General features: G+C 36.8%; 25 protein-coding genes. 9 read left to right on the forward strand and 16 right to left on the reverse strand.

The window, feature by feature from the left end; translation table 11 throughout:
• Positions 1–49: 49 nt before the first annotated feature.
• The 3 genes from RM538_RS09105 to RM538_RS09115 form a co-directional block, all read right to left on the reverse strand.
• Positions 50–886, reverse strand: a complete 837-nt coding sequence (locus RM538_RS09105; RefSeq protein WP_311333116.1) for a universal stress protein — start codon at positions 884–886, stop codon at positions 50–52.
• Between the two features lie 74 nt (positions 887–960).
• The gene (locus RM538_RS09110) at positions 961–2010 is read right to left on the reverse strand and encodes a response regulator (RefSeq protein ID WP_311333117.1); all 1050 of its coding nucleotides are present in this window, start codon (positions 2008–2010) and stop codon (positions 961–963) included.
• Positions 2007–3524 (reverse strand): sensor histidine kinase, encoded by a 1518-nt coding sequence (locus RM538_RS09115; protein WP_311333118.1) that lies wholly within the window; start codon positions 3522–3524, stop codon positions 2007–2009. Before RM538_RS09115 ends, RM538_RS09110 begins: the two co-directional genes overlap by 4 nt.
• Positions 3525–3625: 101 nt before the next feature.
• On the opposite strand from RM538_RS09115, the gene RM538_RS09120 reads away from it, so the two are divergent.
• From RM538_RS09120 to RM538_RS09155, 8 genes are all read left to right on the forward strand, one after another.
• Positions 3626–4030, forward strand: coding sequence for a hypothetical protein (locus RM538_RS09120; protein ID WP_311333119.1), 405 nt, complete (start codon positions 3626–3628; stop codon positions 4028–4030).
• 4 nt (positions 4031–4034) lie between these two features.
• Positions 4035–4937: an RsiV family protein gene (locus RM538_RS09125; protein WP_311333120.1), complete on the forward strand. Its 903-nt coding sequence runs from the start codon at positions 4035–4037 to the stop codon at positions 4935–4937.
• Positions 4938–4944: 7 nt separating this feature from the next.
• Complete coding sequence (locus RM538_RS09130) at positions 4945–5562, forward strand: DUF998 domain-containing protein (protein WP_311333121.1); 618 nt, start codon at positions 4945–4947, stop codon at positions 5560–5562.
• Between the two features lie 10 nt (positions 5563–5572).
• Positions 5573–5869 carry a thioredoxin gene (gene trxA, locus RM538_RS09135; protein WP_311333122.1) on the forward strand — a complete coding sequence of 99 codons (297 nt, stop codon included), beginning with the start codon at positions 5573–5575 and terminating at the stop codon, positions 5867–5869.
• A 1-nt stretch (position 5870) separates the two neighbouring features.
• Positions 5871–6533 carry a deoxyribose-phosphate aldolase gene (gene deoC / locus RM538_RS09140; protein WP_311333123.1) on the forward strand — a complete coding sequence of 221 codons (663 nt, stop codon included), beginning with the start codon at positions 5871–5873 and terminating at the stop codon, positions 6531–6533.
• Positions 6534–6587: 54 nt separating this feature from the next.
• The gene (locus tag RM538_RS09145) at positions 6588–7016 is read left to right on the forward strand and encodes an OsmC family protein (RefSeq protein ID WP_311333124.1); all 429 of its coding nucleotides are present in this window, start codon (positions 6588–6590) and stop codon (positions 7014–7016) included.
• A 54-nt stretch (positions 7017–7070) separates the two neighbouring features.
• Positions 7071–7772, forward strand: coding sequence for a purine-nucleoside phosphorylase (gene deoD / locus RM538_RS09150; RefSeq protein WP_311333125.1), 702 nt, complete (start codon positions 7071–7073; stop codon positions 7770–7772).
• Between the two features lie 80 nt (positions 7773–7852).
• Complete coding sequence (locus tag RM538_RS09155; protein WP_311333126.1) at positions 7853–8308, forward strand: pyridoxamine 5'-phosphate oxidase family protein; 456 nt, start codon at positions 7853–7855, stop codon at positions 8306–8308.
• 58 nt (positions 8309–8366) lie between these two features.
• On the opposite strand, the gene RM538_RS09160 is transcribed toward RM538_RS09155, so the two are convergent.
• The 6 genes from RM538_RS09160 to RM538_RS09185 form a co-directional block, all read right to left on the reverse strand.
• Positions 8367–9200 carry a universal stress protein gene (locus RM538_RS09160; protein WP_311333127.1) on the reverse strand — a complete coding sequence of 278 codons (834 nt, stop codon included), beginning with the start codon at positions 9198–9200 and terminating at the stop codon, positions 8367–8369.
• Positions 9201–9512: a ribosome hibernation-promoting factor, HPF/YfiA family gene (hpf, locus tag RM538_RS09165; protein ID WP_311333128.1), complete on the reverse strand. Its 312-nt coding sequence runs from the start codon at positions 9510–9512 to the stop codon at positions 9201–9203.
• Between the two features lie 115 nt (positions 9513–9627).
• The gene (locus tag RM538_RS09170; RefSeq protein WP_311333129.1) at positions 9628–10041 is read right to left on the reverse strand and encodes a DUF6691 family protein; all 414 of its coding nucleotides are present in this window, start codon (positions 10039–10041) and stop codon (positions 9628–9630) included.
• A 3-nt stretch (positions 10042–10044) separates the two neighbouring features.
• Positions 10045–10602 (reverse strand): YeeE/YedE family protein, encoded by a 558-nt coding sequence (locus RM538_RS09175; protein ID WP_311333130.1) that lies wholly within the window; start codon positions 10600–10602, stop codon positions 10045–10047.
• Between the two features lie 72 nt (positions 10603–10674).
• Positions 10675–11712 carry a cytochrome d ubiquinol oxidase subunit II gene (gene cydB, locus RM538_RS09180; protein ID WP_311333131.1) on the reverse strand — a complete coding sequence of 346 codons (1038 nt, stop codon included), beginning with the start codon at positions 11710–11712 and terminating at the stop codon, positions 10675–10677.
• 2 nt (positions 11713–11714) lie between these two features.
• The gene (locus RM538_RS09185; RefSeq protein ID WP_311333132.1) at positions 11715–13109 is read right to left on the reverse strand and encodes a cytochrome ubiquinol oxidase subunit I; all 1395 of its coding nucleotides are present in this window, start codon (positions 13107–13109) and stop codon (positions 11715–11717) included.
• Positions 13110–13477: 368 nt separating this feature from the next.
• On the opposite strand from RM538_RS09185, the gene RM538_RS09190 reads away from it, so the two are divergent.
• Positions 13478–14026 (forward strand): fused DSP-PTPase phosphatase/NAD kinase-like protein, encoded by a 549-nt coding sequence (locus RM538_RS09190; RefSeq protein WP_311333133.1) that lies wholly within the window; start codon positions 13478–13480, stop codon positions 14024–14026.
• Positions 14027–14076: 50 nt separating this feature from the next.
• On the opposite strand, the gene RM538_RS09195 is transcribed toward RM538_RS09190, so the two are convergent.
• The 7 genes from RM538_RS09195 to RM538_RS09225 form a co-directional block, all read right to left on the reverse strand.
• A complete protein-coding gene (locus tag RM538_RS09195) occupies positions 14077–14682 on the reverse strand; it encodes a class I SAM-dependent methyltransferase (protein WP_311333134.1) in 606 nt (201 codons plus the stop codon).
• Entirely contained in the window at positions 14679–15131 is a 453-nt protein-coding gene (locus RM538_RS09200) for a methyltransferase family protein (protein ID WP_311333135.1), read from the reverse strand. Before RM538_RS09200 ends, RM538_RS09195 begins: the two co-directional genes overlap by 4 nt.
• Positions 15131–15877 (reverse strand): acetolactate decarboxylase, encoded by a 747-nt coding sequence (locus RM538_RS09205; protein WP_311333136.1) that lies wholly within the window; start codon positions 15875–15877, stop codon positions 15131–15133. The genes RM538_RS09200 and RM538_RS09205 overlap by 1 nt, the downstream gene beginning before the upstream one ends.
• 6 nt (positions 15878–15883) lie before the next feature.
• A complete protein-coding gene (locus RM538_RS09210) occupies positions 15884–16363 on the reverse strand; it encodes a Dps family protein (RefSeq protein WP_311333137.1) in 480 nt (159 codons plus the stop codon).
• 6 nt (positions 16364–16369) lie between these two features.
• On the reverse strand, positions 16370–17698 hold the full coding sequence (locus RM538_RS09215; protein ID WP_311333138.1) for an MBL fold metallo-hydrolase: 1329 nt from the start codon (positions 17696–17698) through the stop codon (positions 16370–16372).
• Positions 17699–17781: 83 nt separating this feature from the next.
• Positions 17782–17985 (reverse strand): YgaP family membrane protein, encoded by a 204-nt coding sequence (locus tag RM538_RS09220; protein WP_311333139.1) that lies wholly within the window; start codon positions 17983–17985, stop codon positions 17782–17784.
• 103 nt (positions 17986–18088) lie between these two features.
• Positions 18089–19396: an NAD(P)/FAD-dependent oxidoreductase gene (locus RM538_RS09225; RefSeq protein ID WP_311333140.1), complete on the reverse strand. Its 1308-nt coding sequence runs from the start codon at positions 19394–19396 to the stop codon at positions 18089–18091.
• Positions 19397–19482 lie beyond the last annotated feature (86 nt).

Genomic DNA, 19482 nt, shown 5'->3' on the forward strand with positions numbered 1-19482 from the left:
TATCAGCCCTATGGCCAATCATATCAATTATTCAATATGTAGATGGAGGCTATTCGTGTAAAACCAAGAAAGGTATCCGGGTGTGATAGCTTATCTTTTTGACACGAGGATTGAATAAAATACGTTGGAAAAGATTGAGGCTTTTTGCTATCATCACTACCATATCAATCTTAAAAGAACTTATAAAGGATTGTAGTGCATCTTCCAGATTATTGTCCTTTACTACATGAAAGCTATGATCTATCTCAGCAAGGCAATCCTTTAAATATAGCCTATTGGTATTCTGAAAATCGTTTAAAGGTTGTTGATTTTGTGCTACCCTAAGAACTTTGACCGTAGATTGGTGTGGTTTTGCCATACTTAGCAAAGCATGTAGCACTTTATTAGTGTAGGGAATGTTAAAATCTGTAGGGAATCCAATATTTACGGGAGGTGTAAAAGTAGCTTCTTCCGGGATGACTAAAACTGGACACTTCACCTTGGTAATAACTGCTCCCGTGCTACTTCCCACGGTAATTTCTTTTATGCCAGAAGCTCCCTTGGTACCCATTATAATTAAATCTATGGTATTGGTTTTTATATATTCACGAATGCGCTCAATAAAACGCCCTTTAACCGTAGAAGCGATAATTCGATGATTTTTTTTCCTTTTTTTGGCGCTTGCTTGCTCCAGCAGCGTAGCCATTTCGTCTTGTAATTCGTTATCTATTTCATATAAAGATAGGAAGCCCGCTGTATGTAAGTTTTCATCTCTGGGTATGGTGTGGGAAGTCTCAACGTGAAATAAATGAAACGTAATATCTTCATCATTAAAAAACTGAAAGGCATACTCGATAGCATTCCAAGCGTTTAGGGAATAATCTGTAGGAATTAAAATATGTTGCATTACTGTTACTTATAGCACAAATGTATTGGGGAACTATCCAGTAAAGAATGACAATTATCAGTAATTGGAAATAATTAAACCATCATTTCAAGCGCTTTCAAGTTTCTGATAGTAATATTGCGCCCTTCTATTTCTATAAGATTTTTCTTTTTGAATTCAGATAATGTACGTATCAAGCTTTCTGTGGCTATCCCAGCTACACTTGCCAAGTCTGCACGTGAAATCTTGATGGCCTCATCTGGTTTTTTATTGAGAATCTGTGAAAATTGCAAAATAGTCTGAGCCGTCTTTTTACGTACAGAGCTGTATGCCATCTGTAAAAGCTGTTCTTTTATCTCAGATACAGTATCGCTCAATACATTTACCAAGGCAAGGGATACTTTTTGGTTTTTGCCTAAAATATCCTTCAATTTATTTTTTGAAATGCTCGTCAATTCCGTTTCTTCAACAGCAGTAGCAGTTTCTTGATAGGGTATATTATCCTCAAAAGAGGTAAATCCTAAAAAATCATCTGCTTTATGCAATGCTGTAATGAGTTCTTTCCCACTTTCGTCTAATTTATGACTCTTAACAACTCCTTTTAAAATAAGAAAGATATTGTTGGAACGACTTTGTTCTTCATAAATGATTTCCCCTTTTTTATAGGTACTTATATCGCCATTATCATCAAAAAAATTCTTAAGTTCGTTTAAGTCCCGAAGGTCGCCTTCACCTTCTACTTTTTTTGAGGGTTGGGAAATGGCCTTTGCCAAGATTTCTGCTTTTGCCAACCTACTTTCAATAGCACTCATCAACTCATCTTCCTCAAAAGGTTTAGTAAGATAATCATCAGCTCCAAGATCCATCCCCTTTCTTATCTCTTTGTGCTCCGTTTTGGCAGATAAGAAGATAAAAGGTATATGTGAGGTTGTTTCATCCAATGACAAAGCTTCTAAAACTCCGTAACCATCTACTTCTGGCATCATAATGTCGCAAACAATGATATTCGGGATATTATTTTTGGCCATATTGATACCAATCCTACCATTTGGAGCAGTTAAAACATTATAGTCAGCAAGTTCTAAAAGTTCTGCGGTATTCTCACGTAAGGCCGTATCGTCCTCTATTAATAGGATGTTTTTCATAATTCATTTTTGATATTTAACGGCACAGTAAAAGTAAAGGTAGACCCTTCATTTTCAACACTTTTAAAGGTAATAGTGCCTCCTAAATTTTCCAAGTGGGTCTTTACTATGTTAAGTCCAATTCCTGTTCCTTGGTTCAAAAGGGCGTTTTCTGCTCTAAAGTATCGGTTAAAAATATGCTTTTGTTCTTCTTTTGGAATTCCAATTCCTTCATCAGAAATCAAAACTTTTAGTTTTTTATTAATAATCTCGGCTACAATCTTTATAGTGGTGTGCTCTGAAGAATATTTGATAGCGTTATTGATTAAGTTGGTTAAGACCAGCTCTAAAATTTTTTCATCAAAATCTATTACAATATCGTCTATACCTTCAGGATACGCTATAATTTGTCCTTCTTTAAGCAACATATTGGCATCATAAATAACTTCGTTCACTACTTTAATCAGGGGGAAAGTGGAAAATTTATAGCTTACATTCCCGCTTTCTAACCGCTCAATAGAAAGAAAATCATTGATAATATTATTGAGATATTTTACTTTACTGGTAATGGTTTTTAGGTGCTTGTCCCGTTTTTCCTGCTGGTCTGTCTTTGTATATTTTCCAGCTAAGGTGGCTGAAGTTAAAATTCCACTCAAGGGTGTTTTAAATTCGTGGGAAACTAGCGACAGGAATTTTGTTTTTAGTTCTCCCAACTCTTTTTCTTTAGTTAAAGCATCTTGCAACTGTCGTGTGCGTTCTAAAACTTCCTTCTCTAGCTTATCTGTGTATTTAACACTTTCGGTAATATCCAGGATTATGGCAACCAAAGTGTCTTGATTGTCTCTTACTGTTTTCTGTAAATGCACCTCTACAGGATAGATAGTTCTATCTTTGCGTTGATGTATTGTGTTGAATTTTAACTTTTCTTTGTCACCATTAAGTAAGGGTTCAATTGTATTACGGAATGTTGTCTCATCAAATTCGGGTTTTATATCTACTGGTGTCATACTTCTCAATTCATCGAGTGTGTACCCCATATTTTTTTGTGCACCTCTGTTTACGTCCAGGAATTTTAACGTAGTCACGTCAAATATGAAAATCTCATTGAGCGACTCGTTAAAAATTTCTGCCCAATGCTTTAGCTCTTGCTCTGCCTTTTTTCTTACTGTAATGTCTATGATGAGTGCCATCACATAGTCATTGTCGTAAATAGTAAAAGGATTGAGTCCTGCTTCTACCGGAAATTGAGTGCCGTCTTTTCTTCTACCGTATAAATCACGGCCGTGACCCATTTTCCTCTTGTCGCTTTTTTTTAAAAACCCACTTACGTGTTTATGGTGGTTATTATGATATTTTTTGGGAATTAATATATCCAGATGTTGACCTACTATTTCGCCCTCTGGATACCCAAAAAGTTCGTTGGCAGCCTTGTTCGTAGCCACTATAATTTGTTGCTTGTTTACAATTATGATTCCTTCAGAAACAGCTTCAGAAAGAATTCTAAATACATTGCTATCTTTTTTAAAGACTTCCATAACGTAAAAATACCGAATTTATATGGATAGTATTAACTGATAAATATCATAGTCTTAACAATTATCTGAACTTATTTTTATCCTGTTAAAATTTCAGAAATATGAATAAAGTAGATACGCCAGAATTATTATTCTATCAAAAAATAGGTAAACTTTTCTACGCTGTAGCCGCCTCAGACAAAGTGGTACACAAATTAGAATACGACACCCTAGCAAAACTGGTAGAAGGTGAGTGGAAAAAGATGGATAAAATCAAAGACGCCTTTGGCACCGATGCGGCTTACCAAATAGCCATTGTTTTTGAGTGGTTTGACTATGAGCAAATGAACGCTCAGGACTGTTACAATGATTTTGAAGACTACTATAAAGAACAAAAAAATCTTTTCTACGGATGTAGAAAAGATCTTATTGTACGAACAGCCCGAAATATTGCCAATGCCTATAGAGGCAGTAATAAAAGTGAATTGATAATGCTTACCAAACTAGAACTGTTATTTAAAGAATAATATTATGAAAACAAGAACACAAATTGTACTGGTAATAATTTCAATATTACTTCTCTCTTGCAAAGAGGACCTAAAACAGCTCCGTAAAGACCAGCGTAATGTAGAAACCATACCGCAGACTGAAAATTTTGAAGATGTTTTGCCTTTTGATTCAATACCACAAGCAACCAACATAGAAATCAATAAGACCAAACAAGTTATTTTTAAGAGACAGTCGCTTATAAATAAAGAAGATGATGCTAAACAGTTGCAAGAGCTTATTATCCAAAAAACATTTAAACGCGATGAGGATCTATATTTAATCAATTTTAACTATCCGTATTTAAATACATCATTAAAAGAATCCTATCAAAATTTCAATGAATATCTGGAAGAAACCTATATGGATATAGCTGGTGTGGAAGCAAGCATACTGGAAGATAAAGAAATGATCTGTGATACGTTGCGCATCAATAGATTTAAGGAAAAGCGGCTGGTAGATTATAAAATTTACAACTTAAACAAAAACCTAATAAGTGTCCTCTTCTACAAAGAAAACTATTACTCTGGTACCTTGCACCCTACATATTCTTTTGACTGTCTCAACTTTGATTTAGACCGTTCTGTTTTTATGAATTATGAGGATTTCTTCAATGAAAGTACAGAAGAGGAAATGACACAAATCTTGAATGAGGTCTTACGAGAAAAAATCAATTCTGGCGACATTTATTACGATTGCTGGGAAATAACTTTTGACGACTTCTTTGAATACAAGGACAACTTTGTGGTAGATGATTATAAAGTTGAATATTACTTTGACGATTGTGTTATTTGTCCATCCTATACTGGGACTTTCTCAGTAGAGATTCCGTTAGAAAGACTCTTGCCCGTATTAAGGAAATATAAGCTAAACCCTTTATTGTTATAAAGTGAGAATGTATGCTAAAATATATCTTTTTACGTATGCTTTGTTTGTGGCAACTATGTTTGTACTTCCTTTATTTTCTTTTGAAGGCTACACAATAACAAAGAATACAATTAGTGAACTTGGGTCACAGAAAACCTCAGGCAACTGGTTTGCAAATTTAGCTGTCATATTGTTGAGTTTTGCTGTTGTGTCTCTGGGGACTAAACAGCTACGACCATTCTGGAAACAATTGGCAGCACTATATTTTTTTAGTGTATGCTTTTTCTTAACAGGAGTATATCAACTCGCGGGTCTCGATGCACATACCTATATCTTCAATTATACGGATGATGCATTGCATTCCCTTTTTTCTATGCTAACTAGTTTTGCCTTTTGTTTATTTTGTTTCACTTTTATTTTTATTGTTGAAAAAAGAAACCACAAATGGCAAACATTTGTAGCCTTGGCACTTTCATTGATATTACCCTTGCTTATATTCCTATATCCGGAATATAGAGGTATCCACCAAAGAATACTGTTTTTGGGAGCTTTTGGCTGGTTGTTCTATGCATTCGCATTATACACTTTTAAAAAACAAGTTTCAACAACATCAAGAATGAAGCGTTATAAAAAACAAAAAAAATAGTTTTGTACAGATGATAAGTAATTTCAAAAAAATAATAACCTCTGAAACACCTGTCTTAGTCGATTTTTATGCTGAATGGTGTGGCCCCTGTAAAGCACTCGCTCCCATTTTAAAAGATGTCAAGGCTGAAATGGGTAATGCCGTAAAAATCGTGAAAATAGATGTGGACAAAAATCAACCTTTAGCCAACCAGTATCAAGTGAGAGGTGTTCCTACCCTGTTACTTTTCAAAAACGGAAAACAAGTATGGCGACAGAGCGGTGTGATACAAAAACAAGAACTTATTAAAAGAATTCTATCTAAATAAAATGAAAAACCTCCACACCTATATAGAACATACATTACTTAAAGCTACAGCGACGACTGATGATATTGTTGCTTTATGCGATGAAGCAAAAAAATATGATTTCTATGGTGTTTGTGTAAATAGCTGTTATGTGTACTTAGCTACAAGTGAGCTTAAAGACTATCTTACAAAAGTGATAGCCACCATTGGGTTTCCATTAGGCGCATCGTCTACGAAATCAAAAATTGAAGAAGCTAAACAAGCTGTAAAAGATGGTGCAGATGAAATTGATATGGTCATTAACCTTGGGTTATTAAAATCTGAAATTACGAAGTCCGTGAGTGAAGAAATACGGGCCGTTAAAAAAGCTATTGGTCGCAGAAAGCTTAAAGTAATTATTGAAACCTGCTATCTCACTCAAGCTGAAACTAAATCTGCTTGTGAATTAGCAAGACTCGCAGGAGCAGACTTTGTTAAGTCAAGCACAGGTTATGGTACACGCGGTGCTTCAGTAAAAGATATAATTAACATTAAAAAGACGGTGGGCAATACAATGGCAATAAAAGCCTCGGGCGGTATTAAAACTGCTGAGAAAGCGATTGAAATGATTAATAGTGGAGCAAATAGAATAGGAACTTCCAACGGCGTGGAAATCCTTAAACACTCAAAAATTAAAAAAGAATGAGAACTCATACTTTGTTTATCATACAGAGATAATATTTTATAATAAAAACTACTTATGTCTTATTCAATTTCTGCTACAGCAGCTCCTAAAAAAGAAGGTGTGGTCAATTTAAATGAAACCTTTACTCCATTTGGCATTAGCAAAAATGTACAACAAGCACTCCCAAGTCCAGCACATCTTTTCCTGGGATCACTCGCTGCTTGTATACTTAAAAATATACATAGGTTTTCAATAATGATGAACTTTGATTATCAAGAAGCTACTATAATCGTTTCTTCAAACTATGCTCAAAAACCTTCTAGGTTAGAAAACATTAACTATAAAGTTGAAATTGTAAGTAATGAAGATAGAATCAATACATTATTATTACAACGCAATCTTTCAAAATTTGGAACAATATATAATATGATAGCGAGCTCTACTGAAGTTTCTGGAACAGTAACTCATAAAAGAACACAAATTGGCCTCCATAAAGAGAGTTAAATACCATATAAACACCAAATATCTACATCTTATACACCCCAAAAAATATAAAATATGAGTACACATATAGAAGCAAAAAAAGGTGAAATAGCAGATAGTGTATTACTTCCCGGAGACCCAATGCGAGCCAGATGGATTGCAGAAACTTTTTTGGACCAACCAAAGTTGTACAACGATGTTAGGGGAATGTTGGGTTACACAGGCTCCTATAAAGGCAAGCCAGTATCAGTTCAAGGAACGGGGATGGGAATTCCCTCAGCTCTTATTTATTGCCACGAACTTATTAACGACTATGGCGTAAAAAAATTAATTCGTGTAGGGAGTGCGGGTGCATACCAACCAGATATCAATCTGCGGGATATTGTAATTGCAATGGCAGCTTCTACTACTTCCGGCATTAATAATTCTCGCTTTATCAATGCTGACTATTCACCTACTGCAAATTTTGAGCTTTTTATGAAAGCAGCCCTATATGCAAAAGAACATAACATCCCTATCAAAGCTGGCAATGTGTTGTCAAGTGACGAATTTTATGAAGATGATTTTGACAGCTATAAGCAGTGGGCCGAGTTTGGAGTGCTATGCGTAGAGATGGAAGCTGCTGGACTCTATACCATCGCAGCAAAATACAATGTCCAAGCATTAACCATTTTGACAGTTTCAGATTCATTGGTAACAAAAAAGGCACTTCCCGCAGATGAGCGTGAGACTAGTTTTTCTACAATGATCGAGATTGCCTTAAACACCTTGCATTAAATTTAATTAGGTGCTGATTAATATCATTCTTTCAGCGAGTTAAGTACCGTAACTTTACAAATAAATTTATATAGAATGTTATGATTAAAACCTTAAACAATAAAGAAAAAATGTTATTGCTCAGCACAAACTACATTGGCAGTTTGGGTTATATCTTTCAAAATAGATCTTTTGTAGTACCTATTACCTATTTCTATAACGAAGAAAAACATAACATTATTGGTTACTCTGCTATGGGGCACAAGGTTAATGCAATGCGAAAAAATAACGTAGTATCACTATCGGTAACGGATATTGACTTGGTTAATGATTGGAAATCTGTATTGATATTAGGCACCTATAAAGAAGAAGAAGGATCTAATGCCAGAGCTTTGTTACATCAATTCTCATTAGGAGTAAAAGAACTTATACTACGGAAAGAGATGCGAGAACTGGACTTTATAAGTCAGTTTTCCAGCAAGGTCTACAAGGATGATATTCCCATAGTATTTACCATTAGTATTGAAGAGATTACCGGAAGAATGCGGAAGTTTTAAGCAAATAAAAGGGAACTCTTTTACAAGGCTCCCCTTTTCAATTACAATGCATTGTCACTTAGACCCTAAAAGTCATAATAGGTAAGTCGCTATGATTAACTATAGCTTCGCCAATATTCTCAGAAAAGAAATGTGCAAGGCCTCGTTTTCCGTGTGTAGGAATCACAACCATATCTGCATCAACCTCGTCACTATAGCTATAAATACCATTCTCTAATCTATAGTCGCAGTAATAAACAGTATTATCATACACATCTGTATCTTCCACACCACTATGCAACATAAACTTAAACGCTCGCTCCTGCATTTCTTGATTGCTCAAAAATTTCTCTGGGGTATTAATGAAGACCACTTGAAATTCTGCATCAATCTTCTCAAAGAAATCCCAGGCTTTTTGGAATGCCTCTTTAAAATCCATATTAAAGTCGCAGGCAAATACCACCTTGCCCATTTTAAATTCTTTAATTTGGTGTTTTATGACCAACACAGGAATGTCTGAAGTTCGAACTACCTTTTCAGTATTGCTTCCAACGAACACCTCCTTGAGACCGCTGGCACCATGCGAACCCATTAATATTAGGTCAGCCTCAAAGTCCTTAGCAACATTGTTTATCTCGTGAAATTCTTTATAATTTTGTACTGTAACCTCTACTTTTACATCTTTTAAATAGTCTTTATCCAAAAACTCGTTAAAACGTTTTTCAGCTAATTTCATATAATAAATGGCTTCAAACATTTCTTGTGATTCATCTTTAGTCAAGACAGCTTCGGAAAGTCCCATCATATGAAGGACAATCAAGGATGCATCGTGTTTTTTAGCTAGTGTGGCACCTACTTCAAGGGCATATTCAGAGTGTTCTGAAAAGTCTACGGGTATGAGTATTTTTTTCATTTATGACGAGATATTTTGTTTCGTAAATTTTGCTTTTCGCTTTTTCAGTTGCTTATCCAGGTCACCTATGGTTTCCTTTACTGCCATTTCATAATTTTTCTCATTAGAAACGGCAAATATTTTTGGACCAGGTAAACTGAGTTCAATTTCACAGATATGTCCTCTTTCAGTAGGATCGTTTTCAATTTTAAAAAATACATCTGCCCTAATAACCCAATTGTACTTTTTAGCTAATTTTTGAAGTTTCTTGGTTACATATGAAGACATAGTCTCACTAGTCTTCATCTTTACAAATTGAATGTTAATTGTCATAAATTTTAATTTTATAACTCAAATGTAATGTGATGCTATCAGTAATACTATGACATTTATCAGTCAAGAAAATGCGTAGGGCTTAATAGAAATTCTAAATGTAGAGAAGAGTATATTAGTGAGGTAATTTCTTTTTTATAATCCCATATAAGAAAGTCCCGACCATAGCTCCAAAAATCACTATTAAAATAGACATATAACCTGCACCTGCAAGAACATACATTGGACCTGGGCAAGCTCCTGCCAATGCCCAACCCAAACCAAAGATGATACCGCCGATAAGATAACGAGCTATGCTCTTATTTTTAGGATGTAAACTCATCTCGCTACCATCCAAAGACCTAATATTCTTTCGCTTTATAACTTGAACACCTATTACACCCAGCATTAATGCAGAACCTATAATGCCATACATATGAAAGCTACCAAACTGGAACATTTCATAGATACGAAACCACGATGCAGCTTCAGACTTGAACATTATGATTCCGAAGAAAATACCGATTATTAAATATGTGATATATCTCATTGTTTAAAAAATTAAGGGGTATATTAAATGAATCATTAACAGCCCACCGATAAAAAAACCTATTACAGCAATCAATGATGGCAATTGCAGATTACTCAAACCAGAAATGGCGTGTCCTGATGTACAACCGCCTGCATAACGTGCTCCAAAACCTACCAATAGACCCCCTATTAATAGCACGGTAATTATAAAGGGATCGCTCAGCGCATCCGTTGCAAATATCTCTGGTGGTAAATAACTTTCGCCTCCACTCTTAATGTTGTAATCATCTGCGAGATGTTGTGCGATTTCAGAATTGATTTCTACCTTACCGTCGCTCATATAATTTGATGCGATAAATCCACCAATGATGGCACCCAGCACCACCATTAGATTCCATCGTTCTGCTTTCCAATCAAATTTGAAAAAACCTGCTGCCTTTCCAGCGCCTACAGCTGCACAAGCCGTACGAAGATTTGATGACATCCCAAATTGCTTACCAACGAGCAATAAAACGAACATTACAAGTGCTATAAGAGGTCCCGCCACATACCAAGGCCACGGGTCATATATCCAAGTCATAATAATTATTTTGTGCAAATATGGCACTTTCAAGAAAACTAAACAGTAACCAATGTTACAGAAAACTAAGTTTTAGTAGCTATGGTCGTCCAGCTTCACTTTACCAGCAAAGGTTTTGTAAACAAAGTAGGTGTAACCCAAAACCAACGGCCCACCTATGGCTACCATTGTCAGACTAATCCCTAATGATTTATCTGACGACGCAGCATTATAAACCGTAATACTGTATTCTGGGTCAATGGTTGAATATAGCAAAACAGGATAAAGCTCTATGGCTACCAATGCCATCATCAAGGCAATGGTTAATGCCGAGAAAAAAAATGCCAATTTAAATCTTCGCTTACTTGCTAACCTTGGGATATTGGCAATACTCAAAAAAGTTAATACAGGGAAGATGAACAAAACGGGGTTTGCCTTAAAATCATCACTCAAATGAGGAATATAAATAAGTGTATATAATGTGGTTATAAGAAAGAATATGATAAACAAGATAATTCCTTTCTTCAACAACCCTTCTAGTTTATCAAACAGTTTCCCTTTGGTCTTGAGCAACAAGTAAATTGCACCATGTGCCATAAACAAAAATAACGTTGTAAATCCAGTAATGATGGCATAGGGATTTAAAAAGCCTAAAAACGGACTTCCATCATATTCCAAATCGGAATCAATGGGGATACCCTGCAAGACATTCCCCAAAACCACGCCTAACAAAAAGGCTAACATAATACTGCTCACACTATAAGCAATATCCCACATCTTGCGCCACCATTTCATTTCTTCCTTACTTCGGAATTCAATCGCAACCGCCCTAAAAATAATGAACATTAAAAACAGCATAAAAGGGATGTACATTCCTGAAAAGAACGTGGCGTACATCACAGGAAATCCTGCAAATAATGCACCACCGCCTATGACGAGCCATACTTCGTTACCATCCCAAACAGGCCCTACGGCATTGAGAGCAACCCTTCGGCTCAATTCTTTTTTAAAAAACAAATGCCACGCACCTGCGCCAAAATCAAACCCATCTAATATGGCGTAGCCAGAAAACAAACCACCTACTACTAAAAACCAAAGGGTTGGATAATCTATACCTAAAAATGTTTCCATAGCTATGCGTTTATTGTTTTAGTGACTTCGCCCGCGATTTCTTTGGTGAACGAGCGTTCTTCCATACTTGTATCATCTTCGTCATAAGGCCCGTGCTTGATTTTCTTGTTCAAGAGATACAAGAAAAGGAATAGCAACAGCGCATAAACCACGAAGAATAGGATAAGGGAAAAAAGGATTTGATTAGCAGACACCGCTTGTGAAAATGCTTCTGAAGTTCTCAAATGGCCATACACCACCCAAGGCTGTCTTCCCATTTCGGCGGCAAACCAACCTACTTGATTGGCGATTTGTGCAAGTAGAACAGACCAAACAAAAACCTTGAGTAACCACCGTTTATCAAACAGTTTCTTGCGCCACCAGAGATAACTTGCATAAAGCGTAAGTACTATGAAAAACATTCCAATCGCAATCATAATGTGATAGAATTGGAATACAGCGTTAACCTGTCCTGGTCTATCTTCTTCTGGGAACGCATTTAAGCCCGTAACGGGTGCGTCAAAATCTTGGTCTATTAAAAAGGACAGGCCACCTGGGATTTTCAATCCTGTGACCTCTTGGGTTTCATCGTTTACCCATCCAAATAAATACATATCTGCTGGGCCATATTCGTCGTAATGTCCTTCCATTGCAGCGAGCTTTGCAGGTTGGTTTTCAGCAACACCATCTGCAGAGCTGTGGCCAGTTACGAGTTGCATTAATGAAAATACGGTTGCAACGCCCAAAGCTATTTTAAACGCCATTTTTGAAATCTCGACATAGCGACCTTTCAGTAAATAATAAGCGTGAACACTCAATACTAAAAATGCGCCAGCAAGAAAAGCGGCAAACCACGTATGTGTTAACCTATCTACACTTGATGGATTGAAAACCATCGCCCAGAAATCAATAATCTCTGCACGGGCGTTCATTCCTTCGCCCACAATGTGATATCCGGCTGGTGTTTGTTGCCAACTATTTGCCACCACAATCCAAACCGCAGAAAACATCGAGCCTAAAAACACGCCAATGGTTGAAACAAGATGTACCCAAGGTTTCACACGGTTCCAACCGAAAAGTAAAATGCCCAGAAAGCCACTTTCCAAGGCAAAGGCAAAGATACCTTCAGCTGCGAGTGCGCTTCCAAAGATGTCGCCCACATAGCGCGAATACGTTGCCCAGTTGGTGCCGAACTCAAATTCCATTACGATACCAGTAACAACACCAATACCAAATGTGAGTGCAAAAATCTTGGTCCAGAATTTGGCAAGGATATGGTATTTTTCATTTTTAGTACGTATCCAAAGGCTTTCCATAATGACCATAATCAATCCCAAACCTATACTCAAAGGTGGATAGATGTAATGAAAAGCAATAGTAAATGCGAACTGGATACGGGCAAGAATTTCGGTTTCCATAGACTTTGTAATTAATGTTGCAAAGATAAAAAGGAAGCGAAATCTTCTGTGTTACAAAGGTTACTTGGCTCATTATAAATTGATAAAAGATTCCCTTTCGCGCCTGTAAGCCAACTTACGCAGAAAAGCTTATAAGTTGTAGTTGTGTGACAAAAGTCACTTTTCTTCTGTTTACAGATTGATAATTTTGTTATGCGAAGTTGTTTTCTATCAAAAAGAATGGCATTACGGTTTTTAAAACTATTTGATGAAACCTACAACAACCACCTGAATTTTTCATTTGTGAATCAAGCAAATTTTGGTCGCCTACCCATCAATGACCCAGGTCGAAATTTTTCAATATTCGCTCAATACAAATTTTAAAAAAGATGAATAAAATTGGCTTCATATCGATGGTTTGTTTACTAAATTTTGGATTAAGCATTGCCCAAGATTTAGATAGTTTAGAAATCAACTCAAAGCATTTTAAGAATATTAGTCAAATCAATGATTCTCTTTACCGTTCTGAACAACCGAGCAAAAAGGGATTTAAAGCACTTGAAAGTGCTGGCATTGAAACCATCATTAATTTTAGGCGGTTTAGAAACGATTCTTCAAAAGCAAAAGGTACCGATTTGGAATTGGTACACTTACCGATGCGAACCGCAAAACTTGAGGAAGCCGACATCGTCGAGGCATTAAAAGCTATCAACGATGCACCAAAACCCATATTGGTGCATTGCTGGCACGGTTCAGATAGGACTGGTGTTGTAGTGGCTGCTTATAGAATTGTGTTTGAGGATTGGTCAAAAGAAAAAGCCATTGTGGAATTCAGAAAGAAAGAGTTTGGCTATCACGAAAAGTGGTATCCGCACCTTGTAGGCATCTTGGAAAATTTGGATGCTGAAGCGATAAAGCGAGAATTAGGATTGAATTAAGTGAATTCTAATCAAAAAGAAAGAAAGCCCTTCATATCCGAAGGACTTAATTATTTTTTAATCCCTACAAAACGAATTACCTCAGATTTCCCTTTGTGATGTTTTCCTTCGGAAAGCTCAATGGTTGCTTCCTTTAAAAACTGAAATTCTAATTGTGGAAATTCATCCTTGATTTCTTCTAATGAAAATAGCATTGCTTCATTTTTAGGACCACCAGATGGGTTTCCCAGTTGCGCTTTCGCGAAAGCTTCAAAAATCACAATGCCATCAGGTTTTAGGAACTCCATTAAATGATGATGTGCCTGTTTACGGATGTTTGCAGGAAAATGGGCATAGCACAAACCGATGGCATCAAATTTTACATCGCTCTGAAATTCCAACACACCCGAAATTTCATAATGGACGAATACTTGCTTCTCTTTAGCCAAACCCGATGCCTTTTCTTTACCTTTTTCACTTATGTCAAAGGCAACCACATCCCAACCTTGGGAAGCGGCATACACAGCATTACGACCTTCACCTTCAGCAGGCATAAGAATGCTTCCAGGTTTTAATTTGTCAATCTGTTCTTTAAAGAACGAATTTGGCTCTTTACCATAGATATATTTTTCATTACTAAAGCGCTCGTTCCAAAATGCTGCTGGATAATTTTTCATAGAAATCGTCGTGTTTTCATTTGGTACTGTTTGTACTCGGGAAATTTTTGCGAAAGCAGGTGTTCTTCATACTTCGATTTGAAATAGAACAGAATGAGTAACAAACCTGTAACAAGAATCTTCAATACGGACTCTTGATGTATTGCATAACCTAAACCGGCTAAAACTAAGGCAGTATAAATAGGATGCCTGGCGATGCCAAATGCACCATTTGTGAGTAGTTTGCTATTTGAAACTGGTGTTGGAAAAGGGGAAAGCTTCGTGTTGATTTGTACCAAGGCAGTTACACCCAAAATAATTCCAAAAACTACCAAAACCAAACCCGAATAGCGTAACCATTCGGGAAGATTTAAAGTTGTGAGTTTAAAAGGGACTACATATCCAGCAAATAGCAACAGCTGAACACCTACAAATATATAGTCCTTATATTTTGGCGTGTTTATACTCATTATTTCATAGGAAGGTACAATGTTATATTTTCAAAGATTGCGTGGTCAAGATGCCCCATTTTTGACCTGTCTTGAGTAATTAAATGTAGGTGCATAAACGTATCGTGATGAGTAAAAACAGTTTGATGTTCGGTTGAAAAAAAACCTACAATATCTACGGCTTCATCCTGTAACGTATAATCTGCTTGCCCTACGTGCGCTTCCTGTGGGGACGAAACTTTTGAACCAGGCGGTAGGTTTTGAATATGGATTGTGGCATCACTTACCCTGCCTGAAACTTTAAAAGCAAATGGTCGTTTCATCTCTTTGGACTGCTCATCAACAAAGGTTTCAAGTGCTTTCATATCTGTAATTGTTTCAGGTATTTTTACTGACTTCCATTCTTTCACATTTCCGAAGACAAAAAATGGTGCACCTGTTTTGTAGGTTTCCTGAACGGTCATAGTTGAATCAGATACTACTTTCGACACATAACATTTACCGTCTATAATGAGTAGCTCGCCCGTGAGTTGGGTTTGAGGCCCTAAACCGTACAAGCCGTTTTTATCAGAAATGGTATCAAGGTCAATCTTGCTATATAATTCACCCTTGAACATTGCATCCTTCATCGCACCCACCACGTAAATATCTGGATAGGTATGTGCTGTTTCCTTTTTCTTTTCTTTAATATTACAGCTAACAATACCAGTAAATAGCAAGGTAACTATCGATTTTAGAATTAAAGATTTCAACTTTATTGGAATCATTCCAGTTTAACTTTTAAAAGCGGAAAGCATCCAAACCAATTTTTCTTGCTCAACGATGTAATCACTCATCAAAGCTACGGTACCTTCATCATCCGCTTCTGAAGCCATAGTTAATATCTTTCGTTCTTTTGCCAATAGCGTTTTTAGAGCTTCAAGGATTTTATCAATGGCCATTTCGCCATCAGTTACATCTTCAACCGATTTAATTTTGGTAGTATCCAGATATTTTTTAAAGGAATGAAACGGCGTTTCACTTAAAGTAAGTATACGTTCTGCGATTTCATCTACTTTAATCAATGCATCATTATATAGCTCTTCAAATTTAAGGTGCAATTCAAAGAATTTCTTCCCTTTGATGTTCCAATGAAATCCTCTCAAATTCATATAAAATAATTGATAATTTGAAAGTAAATCATTTAGGCTTTCAGCAACATTTTTTGATTTTTCTATATCTAAACCAATGTTATTTGTGTTTTTAGTTTTCATAATCTCTTATTTAAAATCGTTAATATTTTCACTTAAATCATAAATGGTCACACCATCCATATTTTTCTCAAGAATACTACTTCCCGCAGCGCTTCGGTACCCTCCCGCACAATGTACAACAATAGGTTTGTCTGTGGGTATTTCATTCGCTGTTTCTCGCAATTCATTGAGAGGATGCGGGATAGCATTGTCAAAGAATTTGCCTTCTTCAATTTCACTTTTATTTCTAATATCGACAATCGTGTACTTTTCAGGGTGGCTTTTGAAATCTGCCAAATCCAGTTTTTCGGTTGTTACCAAATGCTCATCTGATAGCGTTATCACTTTATTGAGTAGTTTTTCATAGCCGATTTTTGCCACGCGGTGCAACATCGTATCTTTGTTTTCTTTGCTATCAATAACCAGCGTAAATGTATCTTCTGGCTTGATAATAGAACCTAACCAGGTTTCAAATTTTGCGTTTTCAGAAACCGCCTGGATGTTGAAACTTCCCTTTAAATGTCCTTTCTTGAAGGTTGCTTCATCACGCATATCGACGATGAGACCTTCGGTTGTTGAGCTTTCAGAAAATGCGATTTTTTCAATTGATGGTTTTAAACCATCTGCGCCTACCTTATTGGTATCAACATCAAACCCAAAATAGTGCGGAATAAATGGCTGCCCATCGAGGATGGTATCCATAAACTCTTCTTTGGTTTGGTCTTTAAATGCCCAATTACCCATACGCTCATTGCCCAAGGTACTACTATTATCATCACTCAAATTCTTGCCACAAAGTGAGCCTGCACCGTGAGCTGGATATACCAATGCATCGTCTGGTAAGTCTGTAAACTTATTTTGTATGGTGTTGTACATCATCTCTGCCAGCTCTTCACGCTTGGCTTTCATATTACCTGCCTTTTCACGTAAGTCGGGACGGCCTACATCGCCTATAAATAAGGTGTCGCCAGTAAATAAAGCGGTTTCATTTCCTTCAGTAGCCACAACGGTAATGCTGTCTGGCGAGTGGCCTGGTGTGTTAATAGCCTTAAGCGTCACACTTCCAATCTGGATACTATCGCCTTCATCAAAAGCGGTGTGTGGATAATCTGCACCCAATTTTTCACTATTGTAAATGGTGGCACCGGTCTCTTTGTGCATCTCTAAATGCGAACTCACAAAATCGGCGTGTGGATGGGTTTCAATTACCGCAATAATTTCTGCATTGTTCGCTTTCGCGAAAGCGTAATATTGCTCGGGATTACGTTCTGGGTCTATAACTGCCATTTTCCCAACGCTTACAATAGCGTAGGAATAATGCGCAAGTGGTTTGTATTCAAATTGTTTGATATTCATAATTTCTAAATTTTATATAAAAATAAAAAAGGTTACAACCAATTGCTGTAACCTTTGATACATAAATCCAATTTATTATTGTGCTATCTTCTTGGACAAGTATTAAGCCCCACTAATTTGTATAATGGACAAAAGCTCACAAAGCTGGTCAACAGGAAAACGGCGGCAAGTCCCTTTAATATATAAGCCAAGGTTCCTTCTATGATACCCTGCCAATAGAGTGCACCTATTATAACAGCAATGATAATTCTAATTATGCGGTCTGCTCCGCACATATTTTTTTTCATAATATTCAGTTTAAAAATTCAATGAATAGAACCACAGCAGTTATTATGATGAGACATAACACACATACTAAAAGAAGCTTTTTTATCTTCTGCTTATCCAATGCTATACATCCTTACCTTTTAGCATTTTATTCCAATATAGATAGGGAAGACCATATTTCTTCAACATCCATAAACGCCAATGCTCTTTAGAACTATCTGAAATGAACAGGTTTTTTAGTTTTGGGTCTGGAATAAAGTTTTTGTCATAGTCAAACTCTGCCAAAACCATTTTTCCGAAGTCCGTAACCAAAGGACACGAAGAATACCCATTATATGATTTATTCCCCATTTTATCGTGCTGAATCAATAAATCCAGATTATCTACCACCACGGGAACTTGCTTGCGGATTGCTGCACCGGTTTTTGCAGTTGGCACACCTGCCACATCGCCAAGTCCGAAAATATTTGCATATTTATTATGCTGCATTGTATGCTTGTCCACATCTAACCAGCCAGCATCGTTAACAAGATTTGACTGCTGTACAAACTTAGGTGCAACTGAGGGTGGTGCGGTATGAAGCATATCATAGTGAATGCCATAGCGACCATCCTTTACTGTAACTTTTACGTCTTTATAATTGTGTTGAAAAGTCTTATCAATTCGCTCATTGCCTTCCTGTTCTGCCATTACCACACAACCACCAGCTGATACATCTTTGGTCAATTCATACCAAGCAATTTGATTCTCGGCATCCACTTCGACCAATTTATGATTAAAACGTAAGTTGATATCCTTTCGGTCAACCACTTCCATCAATGTTTTAGCAATTTCCTTTACACCAAAGATTACCGTTCCTGCGGTTGCAAAAAGCACTTCACTTTTTGAACGCGTCTTACTTTTTGCCCAATGACTTTCTGCCAAGTACATTATTTTTTGTGGTGCACCACCACATTTAATAGGTGTTGCTGGCTGTGTAAATAAGGCCGTACCACCTTTAAAATTCTTGACTACATTCCACGTGTGCAATGGGTCTGTATAATTGCTACATACCACACCCTTGTCCATAGCCTCGCCGAGGCCTGGAACCAAACTAAAATCATATGCAAGTCCAGGTGCAACGACCAAATAGTCGTAGGTAATATCGCCGCTTACCTCCGTTTTTACGGTATTATTTTCGGCGTCAAAACCTGTGGCTTTGTCCATTATCCATTCAACACCATTAGGCATTACGTCTGCCATAGGTCTTCCTGTTTTATCATAGTCATAAGTGCCTGCGCCTACGAGTGTCCAAGCAGGTTGATAATAATGGGTGCTTGCTGGTTCAATAATTGCGACACTATTGGATTTTTTTTGTTCTAAGAGTTGTGCTGCGGTCATAATTCCGGCTGTTCCGCCGCCTATGATGAGCACTTGATGATGCGTTGCCATATTATGTATGTTTTAAAATCTTATAAACTTAATGAGATAGAATGGTCAAGTTTGTAACTGTTGTTACAGAACTGGCAATTTGCTGT

Source organism: Patiriisocius hiemis, from assembly GCF_031846325.1.
In the GTDB taxonomy this organism is placed as follows: domain Bacteria; phylum Bacteroidota; class Bacteroidia; order Flavobacteriales; family Flavobacteriaceae; genus Patiriisocius_A; species Patiriisocius_A hiemis.